At 48.7% G+C, this 23,189-nt stretch carries 20 protein-coding genes; all 20 read right to left on the minus strand.

Features of this window, described 5'->3' with window-relative positions; all coding sequences use genetic code 11:
* Positions 1–128: 128 nt before the first annotated feature.
* The gene (locus AC0LWF_RS08025) at positions 129–1,178 is read right to left on the minus strand and encodes a Gfo/Idh/MocA family protein (protein ID WP_474651022.1); all 1,050 of its coding nucleotides are present in this window, start codon (positions 1,176–1,178) and stop codon (positions 129–131) included.
* A gap of 35 nt (positions 1,179–1,213) precedes the next feature.
* The gene (locus AC0LWF_RS08030; protein ID WP_474651023.1) at positions 1,214–1,942 is read right to left on the minus strand and encodes a ThuA domain-containing protein; all 729 of its coding nucleotides are present in this window, start codon (positions 1,940–1,942) and stop codon (positions 1,214–1,216) included.
* 85 nt (positions 1,943–2,027) lie between these two features.
* Complete coding sequence (locus tag AC0LWF_RS08035) at positions 2,028–3,671, minus strand: ABC transporter substrate-binding protein (protein ID WP_474651024.1); 1,644 nt, start codon at positions 3,669–3,671, stop codon at positions 2,028–2,030.
* A gap of 91 nt (positions 3,672–3,762) precedes the next feature.
* Positions 3,763–4,647 (minus strand): carbohydrate ABC transporter permease, encoded by an 885-nt coding sequence (locus AC0LWF_RS08040; protein ID WP_474651025.1) that lies wholly within the window; start codon positions 4,645–4,647, stop codon positions 3,763–3,765.
* Between the two features lie 37 nt (positions 4,648–4,684).
* Positions 4,685–5,635, minus strand: coding sequence for an ABC transporter permease (locus tag AC0LWF_RS08045; protein ID WP_474651026.1), 951 nt, complete (start codon positions 5,633–5,635; stop codon positions 4,685–4,687).
* A 579-nt stretch (positions 5,636–6,214) separates the two neighbouring features.
* Complete coding sequence (locus AC0LWF_RS08050) at positions 6,215–7,510, minus strand: response regulator transcription factor (RefSeq protein WP_474651027.1); 1,296 nt, start codon at positions 7,508–7,510, stop codon at positions 6,215–6,217.
* 24 nt (positions 7,511–7,534) lie between these two features.
* Positions 7,535–9,274 (minus strand): sensor histidine kinase, encoded by a 1,740-nt coding sequence (locus AC0LWF_RS08055; RefSeq protein WP_474651028.1) that lies wholly within the window; start codon positions 9,272–9,274, stop codon positions 7,535–7,537.
* Between the two features lie 48 nt (positions 9,275–9,322).
* On the minus strand, positions 9,323–9,817 hold the full coding sequence (locus AC0LWF_RS08060) for an NUDIX hydrolase (RefSeq protein ID WP_474651029.1): 495 nt from the start codon (positions 9,815–9,817) through the stop codon (positions 9,323–9,325).
* Between the two features lie 41 nt (positions 9,818–9,858).
* Entirely contained in the window at positions 9,859–10,428 is a 570-nt protein-coding gene (locus AC0LWF_RS08065; protein WP_474651030.1) for a TetR/AcrR family transcriptional regulator, read from the minus strand.
* A gap of 32 nt (positions 10,429–10,460) precedes the next feature.
* On the minus strand, positions 10,461–11,180 hold the full coding sequence (locus AC0LWF_RS08070; protein ID WP_474651031.1) for an MBL fold metallo-hydrolase: 720 nt from the start codon (positions 11,178–11,180) through the stop codon (positions 10,461–10,463).
* 183 nt (positions 11,181–11,363) lie between these two features.
* Positions 11,364–11,705: a zinc ribbon domain-containing protein YjdM gene (locus tag AC0LWF_RS08075; protein WP_474651032.1), complete on the minus strand. Its 342-nt coding sequence runs from the start codon at positions 11,703–11,705 to the stop codon at positions 11,364–11,366.
* Positions 11,706–12,075: 370 nt separating this feature from the next.
* On the minus strand, positions 12,076–13,731 hold the full coding sequence (locus AC0LWF_RS08080) for a SulP family inorganic anion transporter (RefSeq protein WP_474651033.1): 1,656 nt from the start codon (positions 13,729–13,731) through the stop codon (positions 12,076–12,078).
* A 111-nt stretch (positions 13,732–13,842) separates the two neighbouring features.
* Positions 13,843–14,169, minus strand: coding sequence for an ArsR/SmtB family transcription factor (locus tag AC0LWF_RS08085; protein ID WP_474651034.1), 327 nt, complete (start codon positions 14,167–14,169; stop codon positions 13,843–13,845).
* Positions 14,170–14,423: 254 nt separating this feature from the next.
* Positions 14,424–15,992, minus strand: coding sequence for a hypothetical protein (locus AC0LWF_RS08090; RefSeq protein ID WP_474651035.1), 1,569 nt, complete (start codon positions 15,990–15,992; stop codon positions 14,424–14,426).
* A 95-nt stretch (positions 15,993–16,087) separates the two neighbouring features.
* The gene (locus AC0LWF_RS08095) at positions 16,088–16,993 is read right to left on the minus strand and encodes a metallophosphoesterase family protein (protein ID WP_474651036.1); all 906 of its coding nucleotides are present in this window, start codon (positions 16,991–16,993) and stop codon (positions 16,088–16,090) included.
* Positions 16,994–17,019: 26 nt separating this feature from the next.
* On the minus strand, positions 17,020–17,973 hold the full coding sequence (locus AC0LWF_RS08100; protein WP_474651037.1) for a carbohydrate kinase family protein: 954 nt from the start codon (positions 17,971–17,973) through the stop codon (positions 17,020–17,022).
* A 45-nt stretch (positions 17,974–18,018) separates the two neighbouring features.
* Positions 18,019–19,032 carry a LacI family DNA-binding transcriptional regulator gene (locus AC0LWF_RS08105; RefSeq protein WP_474651038.1) on the minus strand — a complete coding sequence of 338 codons (1,014 nt, stop codon included), beginning with the start codon at positions 19,030–19,032 and terminating at the stop codon, positions 18,019–18,021.
* A 72-nt stretch (positions 19,033–19,104) separates the two neighbouring features.
* A complete protein-coding gene (locus tag AC0LWF_RS08110; protein ID WP_474651039.1) occupies positions 19,105–20,013 on the minus strand; it encodes a carbohydrate ABC transporter permease in 909 nt (302 codons plus the stop codon).
* Between the two features lie 108 nt (positions 20,014–20,121).
* Positions 20,122–21,867 (minus strand): type 2 periplasmic-binding domain-containing protein, encoded by a 1,746-nt coding sequence (locus AC0LWF_RS08115; RefSeq protein ID WP_474651040.1) that lies wholly within the window; start codon positions 21,865–21,867, stop codon positions 20,122–20,124.
* Between the two features lie 91 nt (positions 21,868–21,958).
* Positions 21,959–22,909 (minus strand): ABC transporter permease, encoded by a 951-nt coding sequence (locus AC0LWF_RS08120; RefSeq protein ID WP_474651041.1) that lies wholly within the window; start codon positions 22,907–22,909, stop codon positions 21,959–21,961.
* Positions 22,910–23,189: the final 280 nt, after the last annotated feature.

Below are 23,189 nucleotides of genomic sequence, written 5' to 3' on the forward strand. Positions count from 1 at the left end.
AAAAACTTATTCCAATTCTAACTGATTCCCCTACTAGTGGGAATAGATGAATGTAGGCGAATCTTCCGGCTGCAGGCAGCAAAAAACCGCCCGCAGCATCAAGCTGCGAACGGTCTTCCTCTGATCTATTACAGTTGAACAACCGTCTTCGAGTCGCTCGCCCGAATAATCGCATCCAGCACCTGCTGATTCCGATAGCCGTCCATAAAGCCCGGCAATCCGTCCGGCTGACCGCCATCAAGCATCGCCAAAAAATGCTCATACTGCGTCACTTCGCAGCGCTTCGGAACGTTCAATACGGTGCGAGCCAGCTGGCCGTCTTCCTCGCGAATCCATACGATCTTGTTCGGGTCCTCCGTCGATGCATGGAGGGTACCGGTGTCGCCATAAATCGAGATCTCGTGCTGGTTGCCGGAGCCGATAGCATTGCGCGATGTTTGGAAGATACCGTGCACGTCGCCGCTCATCCGCGCTTGGAAGCTCGCGAAGTCATCGACTTCAATCTTCACCTGCTCGCCTGTGCGCGAATCTAGACGCTGCGGCACAATCGTATGCAGCTGCGCCGACAGCTCTTCGAATTCGCCGAAGAGGAAGCGCGCCATATCAATCATGTGCGAGCCGAGGTCGCCGAGCGTTCCAGTACCGGTCACCGACTTGTCGAAGCGCCAATTGTAACCAACGTTATACTGAGGCGCTCCCCAGCCTTGCAAATACTGGCTCGAGAAGCTGCGAATCTGACCAAGCTTCCCTTCGCGAATGAGCTCTCGCGCATAGCGGAACGCAGGCGTGAAGCGATACGTGAAGCCGATCATCGCTGGCACGGGATGCTGCTCGTACTGCGCAAGCAGCGGCACCGCTTCCTCGAAGACGCGGGTGAACGGCTTCTCCGCCATGAACGGCTTGCGTGCCGCGAGGCAGTGCGCGACGATGTCCGCATGCACATTGTTCGGCGTAACGGATACGACCGCATCCACGTCCGGGTCTGCAATTAGCGAGGTATAGTTCACATAGCGCTTCTCTGACGCAATACCCTGCTGTTCGCCGACTCGTGCCAGCGCTTCTTCATTCACATCGCTCACCGCAACAAGCTCCAAACGGTCTGCGAATGCCGACATCCAGCGGATATGCGCCTGCGCCATGCCGCCGAGTCCAATTAAGCCAATTCGATACTTGCTCATCGTCTTCATCGTTCCTCCTTGTTATCACTCCAGGCTTACGCTTTCGGCTGAATCTTCTCCAGCGGAGCTGTATGTCCGTATACAGGAGCAGCAGCAGTGCTAGGTGCCGCCCAGCGGATTCCGTTCGCAATGACGCGCTGAATTTGCGGGTTGTGGTAGGTCGGGTACGTCTCGTGACCCGGACGGAAATAAAAGATTTTGCCCCGGCCTCTACTGTACGTTACGCCGCTGCGGAACACTTCCCCGCCTTCAAACCACGAAATCATCACAAGCTCATCCGGCGCAGGGATGTGGAAGTGCTCGCCATACATCTCTTCCTTCGGCAGCTCGATATACTCGCCAATGCCAGCTGCAATCGGATGCGCCGGGTTCACAACCCAGATCCGCTCTTTATCGTCTGCTTCGCGCCACTTGAGCTGTCCCGTTGGCGTGCCGAGCAGCTTGCTGAAGATCTTCGACGCATGGCCGGAGTGCAGCACGATAAGTCCCATTCCGTCCAGAACACGCTGATACACCTTCTCCACGATCGTATCCTCAACCCGGTCATGGGCGAGATGCCCCCACCAGATGAGAACGTCGGTCGCGTTCAACACTTCTTCCGTCAAGCCATGCTCTGGCTGCTCTAATGTCGCTGTCCGCACATAGAAGTCTTCTCTCTCTAAAGCTTCTGCAAGCGCACCGTGAATCCCTGTCGGGTAGATCGCCGCAACTTTGGCATTATTGATTTCGTGCAAATATTCGTTCCAGATGGTTACGTTTAACATGAGTCCATGCACATCCTTCTGCTAAAAAATAATTCGGGGTATAACCTTGTGGGTCATACCCCGATTCTCTTCATACAAACTCGACTTACTTGCCGTTCGCCGCGCGCCATGCGTCGACTTGCTTCTGCGCTTCCGCAATGATTTTATCAAGGCCGGCGCTCTTCAGCTTATCGATCATCTTCGGCAGCTCCTTCTCCGGATCAAGCTGGCCGGATTGGAAGCCTGGATCGAACGTGCTCTGTACCTTGGAAACCGCGATCAGCTCGTTCTTCACCGGTTCGGAATCGAATACGAAGCCGATGAGCGGCGAGGATTGGCTCTTTACTTGCTCGTTGAACTGCTCGTAGTTCAAATATTTGTTCGGGTCTTCACCGACACGAGTGTAGTTGAGCATTTGGTTGCCCAGCTGCCACTGATTGTCGTGGAAGAAGCCGACGTTATCTTTCGTTTTGCCTGCCGGCACATCAATTTGGTCATTATTCAGCACATAATGCGTGCCTTCCACGCCGTAGTTGAACAACGTGAGCAGGTTCTTATCCTTGTAGAACAGGTTCAATAGCATCATTGCGCGGGCAGGGTCCTTCGACGTTTGGGAGATCGCCTGCAATGTCGCCGAAAGCTTCGATGTGTGTAGACGGTCGATATTGAGCGGCACTTGGATGATGTCCATGCCAAGCTGCGTGCTCTTGTTCGCCATGAGAGAAGGCTCGCCGATCTTCATGTCTTTCACGATTTCAAGGTCTGTACCGATCGCCGCAAAAGCAGTCTTCGCCTGGAACTTCTTCCAGATGTCGATGCCCGGCGTCGTTGCATCCTTGTTGATGTAGCCGGCTTTGTACCATTCGTGCGTCAGCTTCGCGAGATCCATGTAACGCGTCGTCTCGTATGCATCTACAACCTTGTACTGGTTATCCGGATTCGTATCGCGTTGGTCGAGTCCGATCGGGCCGATAATGTTCTCCATGCTGCCCGAGCCGAAGTATGCGCCAAGCGGGAAAGACGGGCCTACTGCCGGCGTAACGCCAGGCTCGGCATCTTTAATTTGCTTCAGAATCGGACCGAGGTCCTTGAACTCGCCGGACTTCAGCGGGCTCAGATCGATATGATATTTATCTACGAGTTCTTTGCTCAGCGCGACGCCTTGCGGGTTGCCAAGCTCTTGATGGACGTGGACGCCATAGATGTTGCCTTTGCGGCGCGCGCCTTCTAGCAGGTCGCCTTCCACGGACTTAATGTCAGGACCATATTGAGTCAGCAGATCATCCAGCGGCAGCAGCGCGCCTTTGTTCACCTGTGTCTCGTAGTTCATCCAGTTGGCGGTCCAGAGCAGGTCGAATTTCTCTCCTGAGGACATCATCAGGTTCAGCTTATCGGAGTAAGCGCTCCAGTCGATCGGGCTTAATTTCACCGTCATGTTCATGTCTGGATACGTCTTCTTTAAATAATCGTTCATCGCGGTCTGCACAGTGCCGAGGTCGCTCTGATTCGGATCCGGGTAGACCATCACAACTTCGTATGGGTCCAGCGCCTTCTTCTCATCGGCCTTTGTGTTCGTGCTTGTGTTTGTGTTACCGGCATTGTTCGATGTGTTTGTTTTGTTGTTTGCAGCTTTGTTGTTGTTGTTCGCTGCTTCATTATTCGTACTGTTATTGCTTCCGCAGCCCGCCGCAATTAGCGACATGGACAGCAGGAGCGATGACAGAACGATTGACCCTCTTCTTATTCTCATCGTAGGTGAACCTCCTATAGATAGGACTATTGTATACTAAATCAGCTTGTGCCATCTGTTAGCTGCAGACTAACCCCGGCCAATGCTGAGTCTAGCCTTTCACCGCGCCAATCGTGAGCCCTTTTACAAAATACTTCTGCAAGAAAGGGAACACGAGCGCCACCGGCAAGACGGCAATAATCGCCATCGCCATGCGCAGCTCCTCAAGCGGCTGCGTCTGCATCGTGCTGACATCGATATGCGCTTTGTCAGCGACCGACTGCAAATACTGTGCATTCATCAGTGTGTTGTACAAGAAATATTGCAGGTTGTAGAGTGTATCCGTCTTGATGAACACCAAGCTCGTAAACCAGTCATTCCAATAGTTAACGATAACGAACAAGCCAATCGTCGCCAGCACCGGCAGCGACAGCGGCAGGATAATATTGAAGTACGTGCGGTACTCGCTCGCGCCGTCGATCTGTGCGGAATCGATCAGCGAAGGCGGGATGCTCGTCGTGAAGAAAGTCCGCATAATGAAGACATTAAAGCCGCCGAGAAGTCCGGGAATGATGAGGACCATCATCGTATCCTGCAGATGAAGCAGCTTCGTATAGACGAGATACCACGGCAGCAATCCTCCGCCGAACAGCATCGTAATAAGAACGAATAAGCTAAGTGCGCCGCGATACGGGAAGTCCTGCCGGGATAAAGAGAAGGCAAGCGCCGATGTAATCGCAAGACTTGCAACGGTTCCGATGACGGTCACGGCAATGGATACGCCGAAGGAGCGTATAATCGGCTCCGCGTCATGGATCAGAAACTTATAAGCGACGAGATCGAATTGCTTCGGCCAGAAGCTATAGCCGTATTTGGCCAATGCTGTCGGTCCGCTAAGCGATACCATCAGCACGAGCCAGAATGGGATGATACATGCAAGACTGATTAGAATTAAACCGATATTGATCAGGACGTTCGTCCAGTTGTTGCCCCTCATGAAGCGAACAGCCTCCTTTTGCCTCTGCCTTTTGCCGCTAAAATAACGCTTTATCATTGCTCACCCGCTTCACGATCATATTGACCGATACGATGAGAATGAACCCGACGACTGCTTGCAGCAGACCAGCCGCCGAAGCTAAATTCGTGTCGCCCGTGACGAGCAGCGCGTTGTAGACATAAGTGTCGATAACGTCTGTCGTGCTCTTCAACATCCCTGCGTTCATCGTCACTTGGTAGAACAAGCCGAAGTCGGCGCTGAAGATGCGACCGATTGCGAGCAGCGTCAAAATAATGATGACCGGAATGAGGAACGGCAGCGTAATCTTCGTCATCTGCTTCCACTTGCTTGCCCCATCCAGCATAGCCGCTTCGTAGTATTCACGGTCAATACCGACAATCGTCGCGAGGTAGATGACCGAGCCGAAGCCGACCGACTTCCAGATGTTCACGACCGTTAGTATATATGGCCAATACTGCGGGGACATGTACCAAGAGATGCCCTCTTTGCCCGCAGGCTCGAGGATGGATTTGTTAATGAAGCCAAGCTCCGGGTTAAGAAATCCGTATACGAGGTACGCTACGACGACCATTGAGATGAAATGCGGCAGCAGCATCGTGCTCTGATAGAACTTGGATAAGAAGCGATTCTTCACCTCGTTCAGCAGCAATGCGAGCAGCACCGACAGCACGGTGTTAATGATTAGAAAAGCGAGATTATACACAAGCGTATGAGCGATGACATGCCACATATCGCTTGTCGCGAACAGAAAGTGGAAGTTATCGAAGCCGTTCCAGTTGCTGCCGATGATGCCTTTGGCATAGTTGAAATCTTTGAATGCGAGAAACACGCCGAACATCGGAAAATAATTGTTGATCAGCAGCAGGACAAGACCCGGTAATGCGAGGATGATGAGCGCCCGGAACTTCCATAGCTTCCGAAGCGGTCCCCGTGGTCTTGCCGCCGCCGATTGCTGTACTGCTTCCATTGTTGAACCACCGCCTGTTGCTTTCTATGCCTTTATCATAGCTGGAAGGATGCGGAGTCTCCGCTCCTTTTGTTACCTGGGCTTAGTCATTTTGTGACTTTGGCATAAAAAAAGCACGGCCCTCCTGGAGAGGAGAGCCATGCTTGGGTGCTAGGATGGTCGGTTGAACGCTTTGTTTGTTCGCCGATACTGGGCTGGGCTGGGCTGGGCTGGGCTGCATAAGTGTAATACTCCACTTATTTTCTAAAGGTGGCGACTGATTCAGGAGATAAGTGCGAATATCCACTTAAATCTGGGGTTTCCTGCTCACATAGATATAAACACCTTTAATAGGTGGATATTGGCACTTATATCACCACTAATTGGCCTATGTCGGCCAAATAAGTGGATGTTCGCAGTTATCATCGCATTGTAGGGATTGCACTACGCGCAAGAAAGAAGAAACCGGTCGTTTTGATAAAAACGCGGTTTCTCTGCATTCTGAGCCGGGTCTCCACGGAGATGTGCTGTGCTGTGCTGTGCTTTACTGTACTGTACTGTACTTTACTGTACTTTACTCCACTCTACACCGCTTATCCGCTAATGCTTCCGATATTCCTGCGGGTTCACTTCAAACCGTTTGCGGAACATGCGGGTGAAATGGGAGAAGTTCGAGTAGCCGACCTGCTGCGCAATCATGCTGACCGTCATGTCCGTCGTATCTAGCAGCTGCTTCGCCCGGTTCATCTTCGTCTCGATGAGGTAGTCAATGAGGTTGATGCCGGTCCCCTTCTTGAACAGCCTCGACAGATAGGCTGGATTCAGCCCGACATGCGCGGCAACATCATCGCGAGAGATGTCTTCCTCCACGTTATCCTTAATGAACTGGATCGATTGCTGCACGAAGCTGTTCTTCTCCTTCTCGCCAAGCGCAGCGTCCATCTCCGCACTGTATACGAGGACCGCGCTCGTCTTGGCAACATGCGTATGCTGCAGCTCCTTCAGCCCATCGCCTAAGCCGGGTATATCGTGGAGCGGTGCGAAGCAGCCGACATAACAGAAGATTCGGCAGTAGAACAGCTCCTTGCAAGATGCCGCGAAGCCGAGGCACTTCGCTTCCCAGTGCTCTGCTGCAGCTGCGAATTCAAGTGCGCCAGTCGTCTGCTGCTCGTAGACCATAACGAACAGCTGCCCGTTGCGATCCATAATGACTTGTCCCTGCTGCCCGGCAAGCAGCACTTCCTCCGCCGCTTTCTGCACCGCGTAGCGCATCATCTCCAGATCGCGCCCGGCGAAAGGCCGCAGCCATTCCTCCACATGAATGAGAATCGGCAGCGCATGCGCATCCGGAGACAGCGCCAGCTGAGCATCCAGAAGCGCCCGCTCAAGGAAGTCGCCGAAGGTCAAAATGCGCCGCGCCAGCAGATCCTGCCAGAAACGCTCGGCCAGCTTCGGCTGCTGCTTGCTCCAGAGCGACTCGTATTTCTGCACGAGCTCAGCCGAACGCGCCTTCTCCGCACGCTCTTTGATTGCACGGATCATCTGCGTGACGACATTCGCGAGCTCGGAGCTATCCACCGGCTTGAGCAAATAGTCGAAGCTCTTCAGCTGGAATGCCTGCTTGGCATAGTCGAACTCGCTGTGACAAGTCAGAAACAACGATTCCGTATGCGGGGAATGGTCCTTCACCCATCTTACGAGCGACAATCCATCCTCATCCGGCATCTCGATATCGCAGATTAGAATGTCGATGACGTGCCCCGTTAGGAGCGCTCTCGCTTCTTCCGCACTGAAGGCGGTATGCACTTCTCCGATGCCGAGCGATTCCCAGTCATGGCAGTTGCATATTCCTTCAGCCGCATATCGCTCATCGTCCACGATTAACATGTTGTACATCCGTTATTCTCTCTCCTTACTACCTTACGCGTACTCTATCGGCAGCGTCAGGCGTATCCCAATTCCGCTAGGTTCTTCATGACGGAAAATAAGCGTCGCTGTATCGCCGTATCGCATTACGAGCCGTTTTTTCACATTCCAGATGCCGATATGCCCCTCTTCATCCGAATCCGGGAGATATTCCGCCGCATTTAATTGCTCCAGCTTCTCTAGCGTCATGCCTTTGCCGTTATCGCATATATCAATGATCATCTGATCCTGCTGCGCCTCATCGCGCTGTGCAGTAATCGTAAGGCGAAACGGCGCCGGCTTCAAGCTCAGCCCGTGAATCATCGCGTTCTCGACGAACGGTTGAATGAACAGCGACGGCAGGCAGGCCTCCCGTAGATCATCCTTAATCGAAATCTCGAACTCAAAATCATCCTGATACCGCATTTTCTGAATCTCAAGGTAGTTGCGAATATGCTCCATTTCCTGATCGAGCGTAATCGTCTCTTTGTTCACCCGGATCATGAAGCGGAAGTATTGGACGAGATGGCGCACCATCTTTTTCACAAGCTCCACTCGTTTAAGGTCCGCCAGCTGGAAGACGATGTTCAGCGCATTCAGGAAAAAGTGCGGATTAATCTGCGTTTGCAGCTGCTTCATCTCGGCTTTCTGAGCGCGCAGACGCTCCTCGTATACCCCGATTTTCAGATCGGTAATCTCCTCGACCATCCCGTTGAACGTATGGTTGATGATCGCGAATTCCGCGATGTTCGAGTCCGGCAGCCGTGCTTCCATCTTCCCTTCTTTAATGCGGCGGATCGCGCCAAGCAATTGAAGAATCGGAGTAAAAATCATGCTTCTAAAGATAAAGCCGTACAGCAGCAGAATCGCGAAAACAACTAGAGGCATCCACCTCGTAATCGTCTGAAATCCGCTTAATCCCTGCAGCAGCTCTGAATTCGGAATGACGACCGCCGTACTCATCGGGCTGTTCTTGGAATGGTTCGCCACGACTAGATATTTGGTCTTCTCGCTCGTATACGAGAAGGAATGATTCTGGCTCAGCTCCTCGGCTGGCAGCCTGCTGAGCGAACCAAGTGAAGGCGAAGGTTCGGATAGAATTCCGCCGTCATTGCCCAAGAAGAGCAGATCCCCGCCCTTGCGCAGATTAAGATTGCCGAGCGGCATCTTCAAGCTGTTGACGTTGATGAGGGCTCCGATGTAGGCGTTGTTGGTCAGGTCATCGCTGACGAGCCGGTAAAGGAAGTTCTGGTCCTTGATTCGGATGATGTTCCACTTGTACATGACGTTCTTCAGCTGCTCCGGATGGTGGAACGACTCGGTAATCCATGCCCGGACGGTCTCGTAATACCCAGGCGTCGCGCCAGCCATATTCGTCGATACGAGCATGCTGCTTGGTTTGGAATAGACAAAAAACATATCAACCGTATGATAATACGACTGATACATCGAATTTCGCTGAATGAGGCCGATCTGGGCAAAATAGTACTCCGAATCCGACAGCCCCGGCTGCCCGAACTTCTGGAAGTTATCATCATGGTTGACGATGTCCATCATATTAATCGCAATATCGTCGAGGCTCCGGTCAATCATATTGAGCGAGGAGCTGACCAGATTCTGATACGAATTCGCCACCTGCGTCAGCACGACGCCCTTCGTGAAATTGCCGGCGAGGTACAGAATAGATAAGAGCGGAACCGTAATTGCACAGAAGAGCAGAATGAATCGCGTGCTGAGCGTGTTGAATTTAGGCATGGTAGAAACTCCTTTTGGGCTCACCTGGCAGAGTAAGAAAAACCGCCCTCAAGGACGGTATCGTTCGACATATTTTAAATAATACATGATTCCTGCACGGTCCACATCTGAGAACTGCAGCGGATCGTCGCTCATCAACCGCCGTAATTCATCTACATTCACCCATCTGGGATTTTTCGTTTCATCGCCTGATTGCAACAATTCGCCACTGGCCTTGCAGCGGAAATAGGCGCCAACCGAATCAAATGGCCCTTTTGTCGTTTGATAAACGGCAAATGGTCTCAAACACTCCACTTCGAAATTGGGGTCAATCCCTTCGGTGTCTATCCGCGTATCTTCGCCCTCAATCTCTGTAACGTCCAATCCCGTTTCTTCCTTCACTTCTCTAATAAGCGCCTTGAACAGCGATTCAAACGGCTCAATTCTGCCGCCCGGAAGCTCTATTCGCTGAGGACCGCCCGGCTTGTTCCGCGTTTGAACCACAATTTCAATGGTGCCATTCATTGTCCGCTCTATCAGTGCGCGAGAATTGACTATAAACATGAAGGAAGACGCCTCCTCGACAATAAATGGGACCGTACGAGTTACTTCGACGTTTGCGCATGAATGCCTGCAAGAAACGTATCGACCATCAGCTGGAAGCTAATGTTCAGATCAATCGGCATCCCGAATCCGCCCTGCTGCTCGATTGAGGCGAAGCCGTGCATCAGGCTGCGTAGTCCGCGCACGAGATGAATGCTCAGCTCGTGATCGAGACCATACTCGCGCAGCGCCTCGATTGGAATGCTTGCAATGCTGCCCGCCGCTTGCTGGATCTGCGTGTCGGCACGGTCCATGACTCGCTGCGTGACCGCATACAGCCCAGGATGCTTGCGAGCAAATTCCAGATAAGCGTGCGCGAGCGCACGTATCGCATCATCTCTCTTCTTATCTTGAACGGCGCTGCGCATAACCGCTCCTAGTTGGTTCAGGCCGTAGAGTGTTAGCTGGTGGCGCAGCCCCGGTAGTCCGTTCACATGGTTATATAGCGAAGGAGAGCGAACGCTTAGCTTCTGCGCCAATGTCGCGAGCGTTAGCGTCTCTAGTCCTTCCGCATCGACAAGCTCAGCCGCCGCCTGCAAAATCGTATCAAGATCAAGTCCCACTCTTGGCATGATGAGGTCTCCTTATGATGTGATGTGGTGTGTTATCGCTTCTGCAGTCCGAGCTTGCTCTCTGCTTCTGCGATGGCCTTGTTCATGGCGGCAGCTGGATCCTCCAGCATTTCGCCGTGCCCGACGGCGAGGAGGGTCGGCTTGAGGTCGCGGAGCTTGCGTACGCTAGCAAGCGCGGTTTCCTTATGCCAAGTTGCGAAAACTGGGAACGGGAACCGCAGCTTCAACTGTCCCGAGACAGCGACTCCGCCACGCGTCTGCATCGCATCGCCAGCAACGAGAGCGCCGCTTCGCGTATCTTGGAAAGCCATCGAGCCCGGCGTGTGACCTGGCGAGGATACGGCGCGCAGCGATCCGACCATGTCGCCGTCGTTCAGCAGAACGTCTGCGCGAGTCGCCAGCTTCGTCGGCACGCCGCCTTTTATCGGCGTGTTCGGCTCGCCTTCGAGCAGGCTGCGGTCTCCCGCTAGCAGACGGGAATCCCGCGCCGAGATGTACACCTTCGCGCTCGGCAGCGCTGCCTTCAGCTTATCGAGCGCTCCGACATGGTCGCCGTGCGCATGCGTCAGCACGATGCGCGTGATTGGCTTGCCGAGATCCTTCGCCGCTTGCAGAATCGGATCGGCACTAAACGGCAGCGCCGCATCAATTAGCGTCAGCTCGCTGCCCTCATCCACGAAGTAGCAATTCACAGGAAACAATCTCGGCATAAACGTAAGCTGATACAGGTCACCTTTGCGCGTTATTCTCATTGTATTCGTTCCTCCCCAAGGAAAACTAATCTCATTAGTTTTATTAGCTTTAGATTAACTAATTGGATTAGTTTTTGTCAATGGGTATTCGGTGAAATGAAATCAGAAAAGGCACTCTTTAGTGAGTGCCTTTTGTTTGACGCAAATGAACCTTCCCCGGTTTAGCCTACTCAGCCAACTTACCTATACTTTTTTTACAAATTCGGATTTTAACTTCATGGCTCCAAAGCCATCAATCTTGCAATCAATGTCATGATCGCCGTCAACAAGGCGAATATTTTTTACTTTGGTACCTATTTTTAAAACAGACGAACTCCCTTTGACTTTAAGATCTTTAATTATGGTCACGGTATCGCCATCGCTTAATACATTTCCATTGGAATCTTTGATAATCTTATTATCGTCACTCTTCTTAGTGTCCGATTCTTCCGACCATTCATGACTGCATTCCGGGCAAATAAATAATCCTAAGTCTTCGTACGTATACTCCGAGTTACATTGAGGACAATTTGGAAAATCCGACATCACTCATTATCTCCATTCAAAGCATCAACGCCAATGTTGGTTACCGTCTGTCTGCTCATATCTTTATTTTATATAAAATCAAATATTCAAAAGTTTGAATATAAAAAGCATTATAATGCAGATACATCTAAATAACAACCGATACGGCTCGGTCTATTCCGGGAGGCGGCCTCTAACTATAAGATGCTGACAGCCAATGCAGCAAGAACCTCCACCGGAAATGCAAACCTTACAAATGCTTTCCGCTTCATTTTCGGTTTGGAATTTATGTTACGCGACAATAAATTCCGAAATTCCCCCCTTCATTTTTGTAAATTCAAATATTTATCTATTATTTCCACGTTAGCTTACCCGAGATTGAATCAAGCCTTCAGTTTGTTCGATTAAGAGCAGTTGTCCTTCTATGAGCTTCATATATCGCATCGTAATAATCCTCGAATATGTTCTCTTCTCCAATCACATGAACAAAGCCGCTTTTTTGAAAAAACTCTTTTATCTGCTGCTGTAAGCCCGAGAAAATGATCGTCCCGCCTTTTAAAACTAAACGACTGACGATGGTAGCTAACTTGGACTCGCCGGTCGAATCAACAAGGGATACGCCTTTCAAGTTGATAATTATAACTTTTTGGTTCGAAGTACTCTCATTTTCGAATAACTCTTCAAACTTATTTGCTGTTCCAAAGAACAAGGGACCCTCAATCGAGTAAATGCCGATCCTTGAATCATCATTAATCATGAATGGCTTCAAGTCTTCTACAATCTTGAGATTATCATACTGCATCTTCGTCACTCTTAGAGAACTTCTCATTCGCATCACAAACATAATTGCCGCTAGTAACAACCCCATCTCAACAGCGATTGTAAGATTCATTAAAACGGTCAGTATAAATGTGACGACCATAATCATGGATTCACTCGTTTTCGCGCGAAACAATTGAGCAAAATGCTTACGTTCACTCATATTCCAAGCAACAACCATGAGTATTGGCGCCATACTTGATAACGGTATGTCCGATGCAAGTGGTGCGAATAGCAAGAGGATGATTAACACTACAAGCCCGTGAATCATTCCCGAGACTGGCGAAGCAGCTCCGCTTTTAATATTTGTCGCCGTACGCGCAATCGCTCCAGTAGCAGGAATGCCACCAAATAATGAAGCTCCTATGTTGGCTATTCCTTGCCCGATTAACTCCCTATTGCTGTTATGTCTGCTGCCAGTCATGCCATCCGCTACAACGGCGGACAAAAGCGATTCAATACCACCAAGCATTGCAATAACTAACGCTGGCTGCATGAGAAGGACGATCTTTTCAAGTGTTATATGAGGTAATGAAAATACCGGCAGTGAACTTGGAATAGCTCCATATGCGGAACCGATTGTGCTTATCTCACCTTTATACAGAAGCATCGAAACAAGTGTAGATACAATTAGACCCATGAGTGACGCTGGAAATTTCGAAAGGTATTTTGGTGTCAGTAACATAACGATTAAGCAAATGGCTGCTGTTAATAGACTGTATAGGCTCAGAGTTGGCAGGTGAAGAACGATTTCTCTCATGTTTAAAAAAAAATCATTATGCCGTGAAATGTTTTTAAGACCCAGAAAGTTGGAGATCTGACCTGAAAATATGACTACTGCTATGCCTGCCGTAAATCCAATCGTGACTGGACGAGGGATAAACTGAATAAGAATACCGAGCCTAAAGACTCCCATCAATACAAGAAACAACCCGGCAAGGAACCCGGCGATCAGTAGATTTTCATACCCATATTGCAATACAACACCTACTAATATCGGAATAAATGCACCTGTGGGCCCTCCAATTTGAAATTTCGAACCTCCGAGCAGAGAGATAAGAAAGCCAGCAATTATCGTAGTGTAAATTCCATATTGAGGTTTTACCCCAGAGGCTATTGCAAAGGACATCGCCAGTGGGATAGCTACGATCCCGACTATTAACCCTGAAACGATGTCTCGCTGCAACGATTCTAAGTTGTACCCTTTGAACCTGCTCGACCAATTCATCTCGGAACCCTTCTTCTCTTATAATATTTGAATATTTGAATATATGAAATAATAATAATTCTGAGTACAAAAAAAATCAATGCCTGCAATTGGCATTGATCATTTCGAGTATTATTCAGTTCGTATATTCTCTAGCATCGTGATCGTCCCAACTAAGTGATTATCAAAGATGTTCTTTGCAACCGCCAGAAGCTCTTTCACAAGTGGATCACGTAAACTATATATAACTGTCGTTCCGTCTTTTAATCCGTAAACAACGTTCTTATTGCGAAGAATAGCAAGCTGTTGAGAAACCGATGAGCCTTCGCTTCCAATGATGGTTTGAATCTCATTTACAGTTCGTTCGCCTTCAGACAAAACCTCTAAAATGCGAATCCGCATCGGATGGGCAAGCGCTTTAAAAAATTCTGCTTTAAACTGCTGCAGTTCAAGGTTCAAAACAACTTCTTCCCCTTCATAAGTTCAAATATTTAGATATATCATACCACATATATGCATAAAAAGATGAACCGCGTTCATAACGGAACTTTTCTATTATAGTGGGATTTTCTTGATTTAAAAAAACCGACAAGATAATCTCCTCTAATGAAAAAGAACCTTGAAATATCAAGGTTCTTTTTTGGGGATCTTTATGTCGTTGTACTCTAACTAAGATTACACACTAAGATTTTTAATTTCCAACCCAATCTGCACTACAATCCTTCGATTACTTGTACCGTTAGGCTCCGATTCATGAAGTTGAAGAGAAATTCAATCACAGTGTTATCTCGTTCTATGACCATTGTTGCTTTCGTCGAAGACCCGCTTCGCGGATAACCGTCAATGGAATAGGTCTGAGACAATGTTCCGTATGGCGCAACCGCATATTCATATGAACCTTTGAACGGCATAACAAACGCGCGTCGATAGATGCTATTACCGATGTAAGTCATCCGCGTCGTTTCGCTATTGGAATCTTGGTTTATCGCGCCTACATGATGCTGGAAGCTTCCGTATAAGATAACACGCGCCGGAAGCTTGATTCCAGTATCAGGATCGTAACTGTCTTCCGCTCCATAGGAAGTGTTCGGCAGCGGATTACCTGCTCTCTGCCTGAGTTCCTTTTCCGATTGCCACAGCGTTTTAATCATCTCTTCCTGTCCAAATCCAAGTGGACAGCCCTCTCCTGCTCGATTGGCCTGATAACAGTTAGATAGCTCTACTCCCGCACTGCCGGTCTGCATTGGAACCTGACAGCTGCCTAGTCCTCTTCGAATCGGCATCTGCATATAAGCGTTGACATTATTTACAGCCGTCCATTTGAAGGCGTATTCAAGAAATTGGTTGCGTCCCTCTTCATCCTGCGAGGCAAACCAAGCAATCTGATCGTACCCCCACCATTCCTTCCATGCCCTACGTTCGCTCGGGAGGTTATCGTTCTCATCGAAAAATTTGCCGCCCCAATTATCGAGCTCCATCAGCATCGGCAAAGAATCGCAGCTCCATCCACTTGGCGTTACACCGCCTTCACTGAATCCCTCTTGCACCAAAGCGAGCTTGTCGCCTGGTCTATCGAGAATCGGCATCCGTGAATAAGGCATGGAATGAAAGTCGAATAGAAGCCGGCCGTCAATATTCACTCCGTGCGTATGTGCGTCGAGCAGCACAATGCCTCGCCGCGCATGATCTCTCGCGTAGTCCCGGATCATTTGGAATAAAGAAATCGTCTTCTTGAACCCCTGATCCTCGGCGGTATATAGATGAATCTGACCCATATGAATGGCTTCGAATCCGGCATCGATATAGTTTACCGCCCGGTAATAGAACCAGAACTGTGACTCTAGCTTATTCAAATCAGGAATACCTCCGCCATCTTCCCAGACGAACCCTTGTGGTCTCCCGTCAAACAGCATATCGGTAATACAGAAAGTACGATTCTCGATCGGTAATTGGAAAGCCTTGAACACCCAATCCGGAATCTTAATCTTCTCTACTTCTTGGAAAACAGCTTCGAAAATGCATGTCTGCAGCATAATGTCCGGGTCGACTTCATGTACACGTTCAGCAAGCGCCCTGGACTTGCGGAAATGCTCATCGTCATCCGCTTCCAGCAGCCACACGCCTGAAGCACGGCCTAGAAACTTAGCCCCGATGTTCTTGATCATCCTCAAGTCATCGCTTAAAGTAGCACTGTTGACCAAATCTGCGGCCGTAACTGCCCTGGAAAGATAGCCTTCCAGAACATTCCGGCTAATACTTCCACCAAACATAGTATGGTTCATGTGTACCTCCGTACTCGTGGTTAGTCATCGTGGAGCGTTGCTTAAGCTTCTGGTATCGATACCAGAAACAACCGATTCACGGCTAAATTCGAATTTCATCGTACAATTCCCTCATCTGCTTCCGTAATCCAAGTCTCAAAGCTCCGCTTCCCTTCGGAAAGGGTAATAACTCGAGCGCCTCGCTGAAACTTACCATAGCAGTTGTAGCCGGAAACTCGGCCGTAACAGAGACGTATGCCGTGCAAGGTGCCGCAGTAGTCGTTATCATGATCATGTCCGACGAATGTTCCCATAACATCGCCCATATGAACCATCGCCCCGAATAAGCCGGTATTGACTCGCGGGCACTCCACATTTTCTTCCTTCGTTCCAGTAACATCCTCGCCGGTCCACGCTTCTTCATACTCCGGGAATGGGATATGGAAGAAGGCCAAGGCAGGCAGCGGCGAGCCGTGCTGCTCTGCAAGTCGGCTGGATTGCTCGGTATACCAATGAACTTGATCTGGATGTATCCACGCATAGCCGCCGATCGGTTTAGGCGCATTGATACCAGAATCGAAGAAATATAACGCTGCCGCATCTGAATCACCAGAAGCACCTTCAATGACAAGAACATAATTGCCGATCCCGTTAATGTCAGCAGGCCCAGCAACGCTTAGGCACTGCTCATGCTCTTGCTGAATCGCGAGCAGCTCCTCCCGTGTGACTCCTGATTCCGCATCGTGATTACCGTATACGGCCGCCCAAGGGAGCCCTGATTCAACAACAGGCATAATCGCCCTGCGAAATGTTTGTTGCGGGTTAGCTACGCCGTCGCTCCAGATCATATCGCCGGTAAGCACGATCAGGTCGGGCTGCTCGGAGGCAATAATACGCCGTATCAAGTCGGCCGTCATCCCATCCTTCACCCTGTCCTCTTCATGATCGTTACCGATATGCATATCGGTAAACTGTATAATTTTGAAAGTACCGTCTTGCCGAAATTTCAGCTTGCTGACCATCACTTCATTCCTCCTTGCAAGGGATACTACGCTGTCTCCCAGATCTCTGTCGTACTGCTGCCCCGCTCGGAAATAAACTTTTCCAGTTTAATGCCGTCAGGCGTTCCGGTACTGCCGCCGGACATGGATACGGATAATGCACCGCAAGCGTTGCCGTATAGCAAGCTCATCTCAATGGACTGTCCGGTGAGAAACCCGTAAATATAACCCGCATTAAACGAATCACCTGCACCCGTCGTATCGACAACAGGCACTTGAAACCCGGACCGGAATTTAGTCTGACCATGGACAGCCGCAACCGCTCCAGCTGCACCCAGCTTAATGACGATATGATCGGTGTATTCCGCAAACTTGTGGAGAATATCCTTGATATTTGACAATCCTGTAAACTGTTGCGCTTCCACTTCGTTCATGAAGAAGACATCCACCTCGTGCATCAGTTCAAAAATACCCGAGAACCATTCGCCCGTCTCATCCCAGCCTACATCGATCGAGGTGGTCACTCCAAGTGACTTAATTTCCTTCGCAACCTTCATATATTCGGCATGGTTCCTTCTTCCCTTGTACCCTGTCAAATGCACATGCCTCGCCAAAGCTACGCTGTCCATATCCAGCTGCTGCAAGCTTAGCTCTGTATTAGAGCCCAAATAAGAGATGAAGGAACGGTCTACCTCGGGGTTAATCGCAATGGAAATCCCTGTATTGAAGTTGCTCTTGTATATATAGCTTGTATCGATTCCATATTGCGTAAATTGTTCCCGTACGAAGTTTCCGAAACCATCCTCGCCAAGTGTGCCGTTAAATGCAAGCTTCAGACCAAGCTTCGCCAAGGCCATGCTGAACAAAGCGGCTCCGCCGCCAACATGAAGCGTCATATCGCGGACAAACACTTCTTGTCCTGGCTCTGGCAGCTCGCTCAAGCCGGCAACGACCAAATCGATGTTTGCATCGCCAATAACAATTGCATCGTATTTCTTCACAACTGCCTCATCCCCGTCTGCTCCATTTATGCGCTTCTCACCCTGCTACGAACCATTTCTCACTTTGCAGCTTTCGCGTGCAACCAACCGATGCTCAAGAATAATATCGCTTGTAGGCACTTCACCAGTCTCGACTTGACTGAGCAGTACTCTCATCGTCACCTTGCCCATTTCATGAATCGGTTGCTCCATCGAGGTAAGCGTCGGGCGAGTCAGCTCCGTTAGTTGGCTACCATCAAACCCCATGATAGAAATATCCTCGGGTACACGCAGTCCATTGTCGCGAATGCAATTCATCGCTCCGACAGCCATATCATCGCTCACGGCGAACACCGCAGTCAGGGGCTGTTTCACGCGTAATAGCGCTTTCATTTGCTCATAGCCGCTTTTCACCTTGTAGTCGCCGAAACGGATATGCTCATGTATGATTTTGATGCCGCTGTTCGTCAGCGCATTACGGTAGCCGCTGTAACGGTTCTGGCCGGAAGTAATGTCCCTCATGTCGCCGCCGATAAATCCAATCGATTCATGCCCAAGCCCGATCAAATAATTAGTCGCATCATAGGCTGCCTTGTAATCATCGACGATGACGGAAACGAATTCCTGCTCCATTGGCTTAACGCTTGAGAAGATCACCGGAATCTTCATCTTCTGAATTAGATTTCGAATGTCCTCGTTAATTTTCTCATGCATGATGATGATGCCTTCGACCCGCATCTCCTGAAAGACGTTCAAATATTTATGCTCTTTATCAATATTTTCGCTAATGTTGCACACGAGCAAATTATAGTCGTTGGCACTCGCTGCTTCTTCAATGCTACTTAGAATCGTCGCATAGAAGCTAGACGTAATATCCGGAACGATGACGCCGATCAGGTTTGTTTTGTTACGCACCAAACTACGGGCAATTTGGCTAGGAGCATATCCTAATTCTTCAATGGCAACGTATACTCTCTGTTTGAGATCGTCTTTGACATACTTCTCGCCATTGAGTACACGGGAAACGGTCGTAACCGAAACACCGGCCAGCCGTGCCACGTCTTTAATCTTTGGCTGCACATAACTCACCCTCTTACTTGAAATATCATTGGAAAGCAATTCTTCATTATATGGCAAAATTCCTTCTATTCTCTATTCTTTCATCGATCCGATCATAATGCCCTTGGCAAAATACCGCTGAACAAATGGATAAATAATAATAATCGGAGCGACAACAACGATAATCGTCGCCATTTTGAGCGAGTCACCTGTAATTTGAATTTTATCAAGCTGCGTATAATTGACTGTTCCTGCTGCTTGGTTCAGCGTGTTTCGCATCGCTTCAGCGCTAGTCAGCATCTCCTGCAGTAGCGTGGACAACGGCCTTAAACTCGCTTTACGTACAAAGAAAGCACCTGTGAACCAATCGTTCCAATGGCTGACCGCATTGAACAAACCGATAACTGCGATAACCGGACGACTGAGCGGCAAAATAATGCGCATAAAGATTGCAAAGTCGTTATATCCGTCAATTCGGGCCGACTCTTCCAAACTCGGGTGAATTTGCTGGAAGAATGTCCGAATAATAATCAAATTCCATGCACTATACAAGCTCGGTATTACATACACCCAGATGTTGTCCGTTAAATGTATCCATTTCAGTAGCATGTAGTAAGGAATTGTGCCTCCGCCAAACAACATTGTAAAGAAGATAAACATCATGAAAAACTTGCCGCCGGGAATAGTCTTACTCTTAAGCGCATAGGCAGCCATCGCTGTCAAAAACACACTGGAAATCGTTCCTACTACGGTACGAAACATCGAAATACCGAAAGCAGTTGCAATATTCGAGGATTCAAACACTTTATTGAAGTTTTCGAGCGTCCAAACGCGCGGCCAGAAGTAAATGCCACCTCTTTCCGCATCTTTACCGGGATTGAATGCTAACGCAAATATGTTTAGGAAAGGAAGAACAATCGATAAGCACAGCAATACGATGAGTGTATAATTGACAATTCGAAAAACTCGTTCCCCTACACTAAGCTTATAAAATTCGTTCACCGTTTTCTCCCTCCTGCTGCAAAGCTGATCAAACAATCAAGAAAGACGGTTTCATCCGGGTTGCGGACGAAACCGCCTAACCATCTGTGATTGAGATGCTGCTAGCTGTTACAGTTTCACTTTCGTTTTTGGATCTGCATTCTTCTCAGCAAGAAGCTTCAAGTAGTCATCAAGACCTGCCGATTCCATTTGTTTCAAAGCGCTGTCCAAAATCTTCTTCGCTGCATCAAGGTTCTTGCTGTAGTAAGCTTGAACCAGGCTGTCATTGTAGTTATCGAGCGCCGTCTTCAAATCAGTACCGTTTTCGAACTCACCGATGAACGCATTTGGCTGGTATGCATCCACGACTTCAGCGTCCTTGATCTTCTGATCCAGGCCATAGAATGTCGCAATTTTCTCAACTGCCGGGAATAGACCCGAGTTCGTGTTGTCGCCATAGTTCTCTTCACCGAAATCCGCTTTATTATCGTTGTCAGTGCTGCCGAGAATATCGCCCCAGTTGTTGCCTACTCCTGCAAAACCAAGCTTCTTCGCTTCGTTCGGATCCTTCGCCTTCAGATCGATAACTTCTTTCTTCACAAGCGGGTTGCCGTTCGCATCAAGCGTATAATCACGGCCTTCGATACCGTATTTCCACAGCAGCTTGCCTTGACGGCTAGCAAGCCAGTCAGCGAACTTCACAACTTCTTCCGGTTTCTCAGTTGTAGCCGGAACTGCCCATGCAGAGTAACCCGATTTGAAATCAATTACCTTCTTATAAGGACCGTCTACTTTATTGATTGGACCAAGTGGAATGTAGTGCATATCTTGGTTAAATTCTTGATAGCTGTGCATATCCGCAATAATTGCCCAAGTGCCGTTGATTGCACCTTCTGTAGCGCGGCTCTCGTCCATCGTGAAGAACTCCGGTTGAATCAGTTTATCTTTGATCAAGTTTTGTACATATTCAACCCGTTTCATAGCGATAGGCGTTTGCGCTTCGTGAAGAATCTTACCGTCTTTGTCTTGCTTGATACGTTGGTCAGAGTCGCCCCACTCCAAATCGTTGAACAGGGCACCAATTTCATGACCACCCCAGTATCCAGGACCGATTGGAGTTACAGCTGCGCCGTTCTTATCCTTGAAATTGCCTGCTTTGATCTTCTTAGCTAGATCTTCCAGTTGAGCCGTTGTTGTAATTGTGCGTGGATCAACACCAAGCGCGTCTGCGATATCCTTACGGATGTAAGGACCGCCTACACCTCTCCAAGTCACTTGACCGCCATTGCGCTGAATGTTCATATGCGCGAAGTAAGTAGCGCCGTTAAACTCAGGACGGAACATGACACCGAACTTCGTATCCGCTGGCAAGTAATCGTCTTGCAAGTATTTGCTGTATACTTTCGAATCTTTGAAGAAAGGAGCCAGATCCGTGAACATGCCCTCGCGCGCTGCTTTCAGAGCGACTGGCATTTCCGGACGACCGCTGTTATTAAGGTAGAAAGCGATGAAATCCGGCAGGTCATTCGCTGCAAGACCTGCAATCATACCTTCAAGCGAGTCGGCAGATTTCATAATTTCGATTTCAAAATCGATACCTGTTTGCTTCTTGATTTCCGCTTTGATTTCGGGGTTCATTTCTTCGGTATAATCGTCAGTTCCCATGAACACTAAACCTTTAATTTTGCGGTCTGCGATCCATGTTGCCGGCTTTCCGTCAGTTGCATTTGTTGCAGTTGCATTATTAGTTGTAGCGTTCTTGCTGTCCGAAGCTTGATCATTGTTGGCTACGTTATTCCCGTTGTTGGAGCAACCCGTCAATACCATTGCCGCCATAACAGGAAGCGCTAGAAACTTCATCCATTTTCTGCTCATGCGTTATACCCCTTTTTTTCTAGATTATTATGAATACGTCAGTTGACATTTCCACCAATGGTTAGATGCTGCATAATGAGACATGGAAGCGTTACCATAAAGATGTGTCAGATACCTTGCGTGAGAGGCGATTCGCGAATACGACAAGTATAAGTCCAATTATACCTTGTATCATTCCGACAGCAGTCGCATAACCAAACTGGCCGTTTTTTAATCCTACGCGAATAATGTAAGTATCCAATATATCGGAAAGCTGCATATTACCTGGTGTCCGGAGCAAGTATAGCTGGTCGAAACCGGCGGATAATATGTTGCCAAGCGATAAAATGAACAGAATAACGACGGTAGGCATAATCGAAGGAAGCGTAATGCTCCATATCTCTCGAAGCTTGCCTGCGCCATCAATCTTTGCTGCTTCATACATATCGGGATTTACACCTGAAATCGCTGCCATATAAATGATTGAATCCCAACCGATCGACTTCCACAAATGGCTTCCGAACATAATCTGATAGAAATACTTCGGATCCATCATGAAGAAGGTGCTTCCATCGCCGCCCATATTCGTGATGAGTTCATTAAGTAAGCCTGTATCTGGCGCAAGAATCCGCTGAACAAGACCAACTACGACGACCCACGAGAGAAAATGCGGCAAGTAGAGAACGCTCTGCGAAACGTTCTTGAACCATTTGTTCCGAACCTCGTTGAACATAAGTGCCAGCACGATCGGAAACGGCAAGTACACAAACAGCTTCATACAACTAATAATGAGCGTATTCTGAATCAATTCTCTACTCTGATACGAATGAAAGAACGTTACGAAATAGTCAAACCCGATCCATGGACTTCCAAGAATCCCCTTGTTGAACTTGTACTCCTTGAAGGCGAGAAGCAAGCCCCCCATCGGAATATAATTGAAAATAATGAAAAACAAGAGACACGGAAGCAGCATGAAGTATAAGTAGCGATGGAGCACAATGTTTTTCCACAAAGCAGCTCCAGGCTTGCTCGGCTTCATGTTCGAAGTCGACGTCTGTGCCATAAGCTTTCAATTCACCTTCTTCTCTCAATGATGTCAATCGTCTCGCTTGTGTTATTTCTGGAATCGTTACCAGAATGTTTTAAAAAAAACATTTCCTAGATGTGCCGGAAATGAAAACGTTATCACAAAGTGATTATAGCAACTCTTCTAAAATAAATCTATACCATAATTTCATTTTTACAAAGTTTTAATAGATGCCCCACAAACGACTTCATCTGGATATATCTACGATTCCAAATCCATGGTTCCACCAAGTAGGTGCAAAGGTAGCTGACTATTC

Source organism: Paenibacillus sp. sgz302114, from assembly GCF_056120345.1.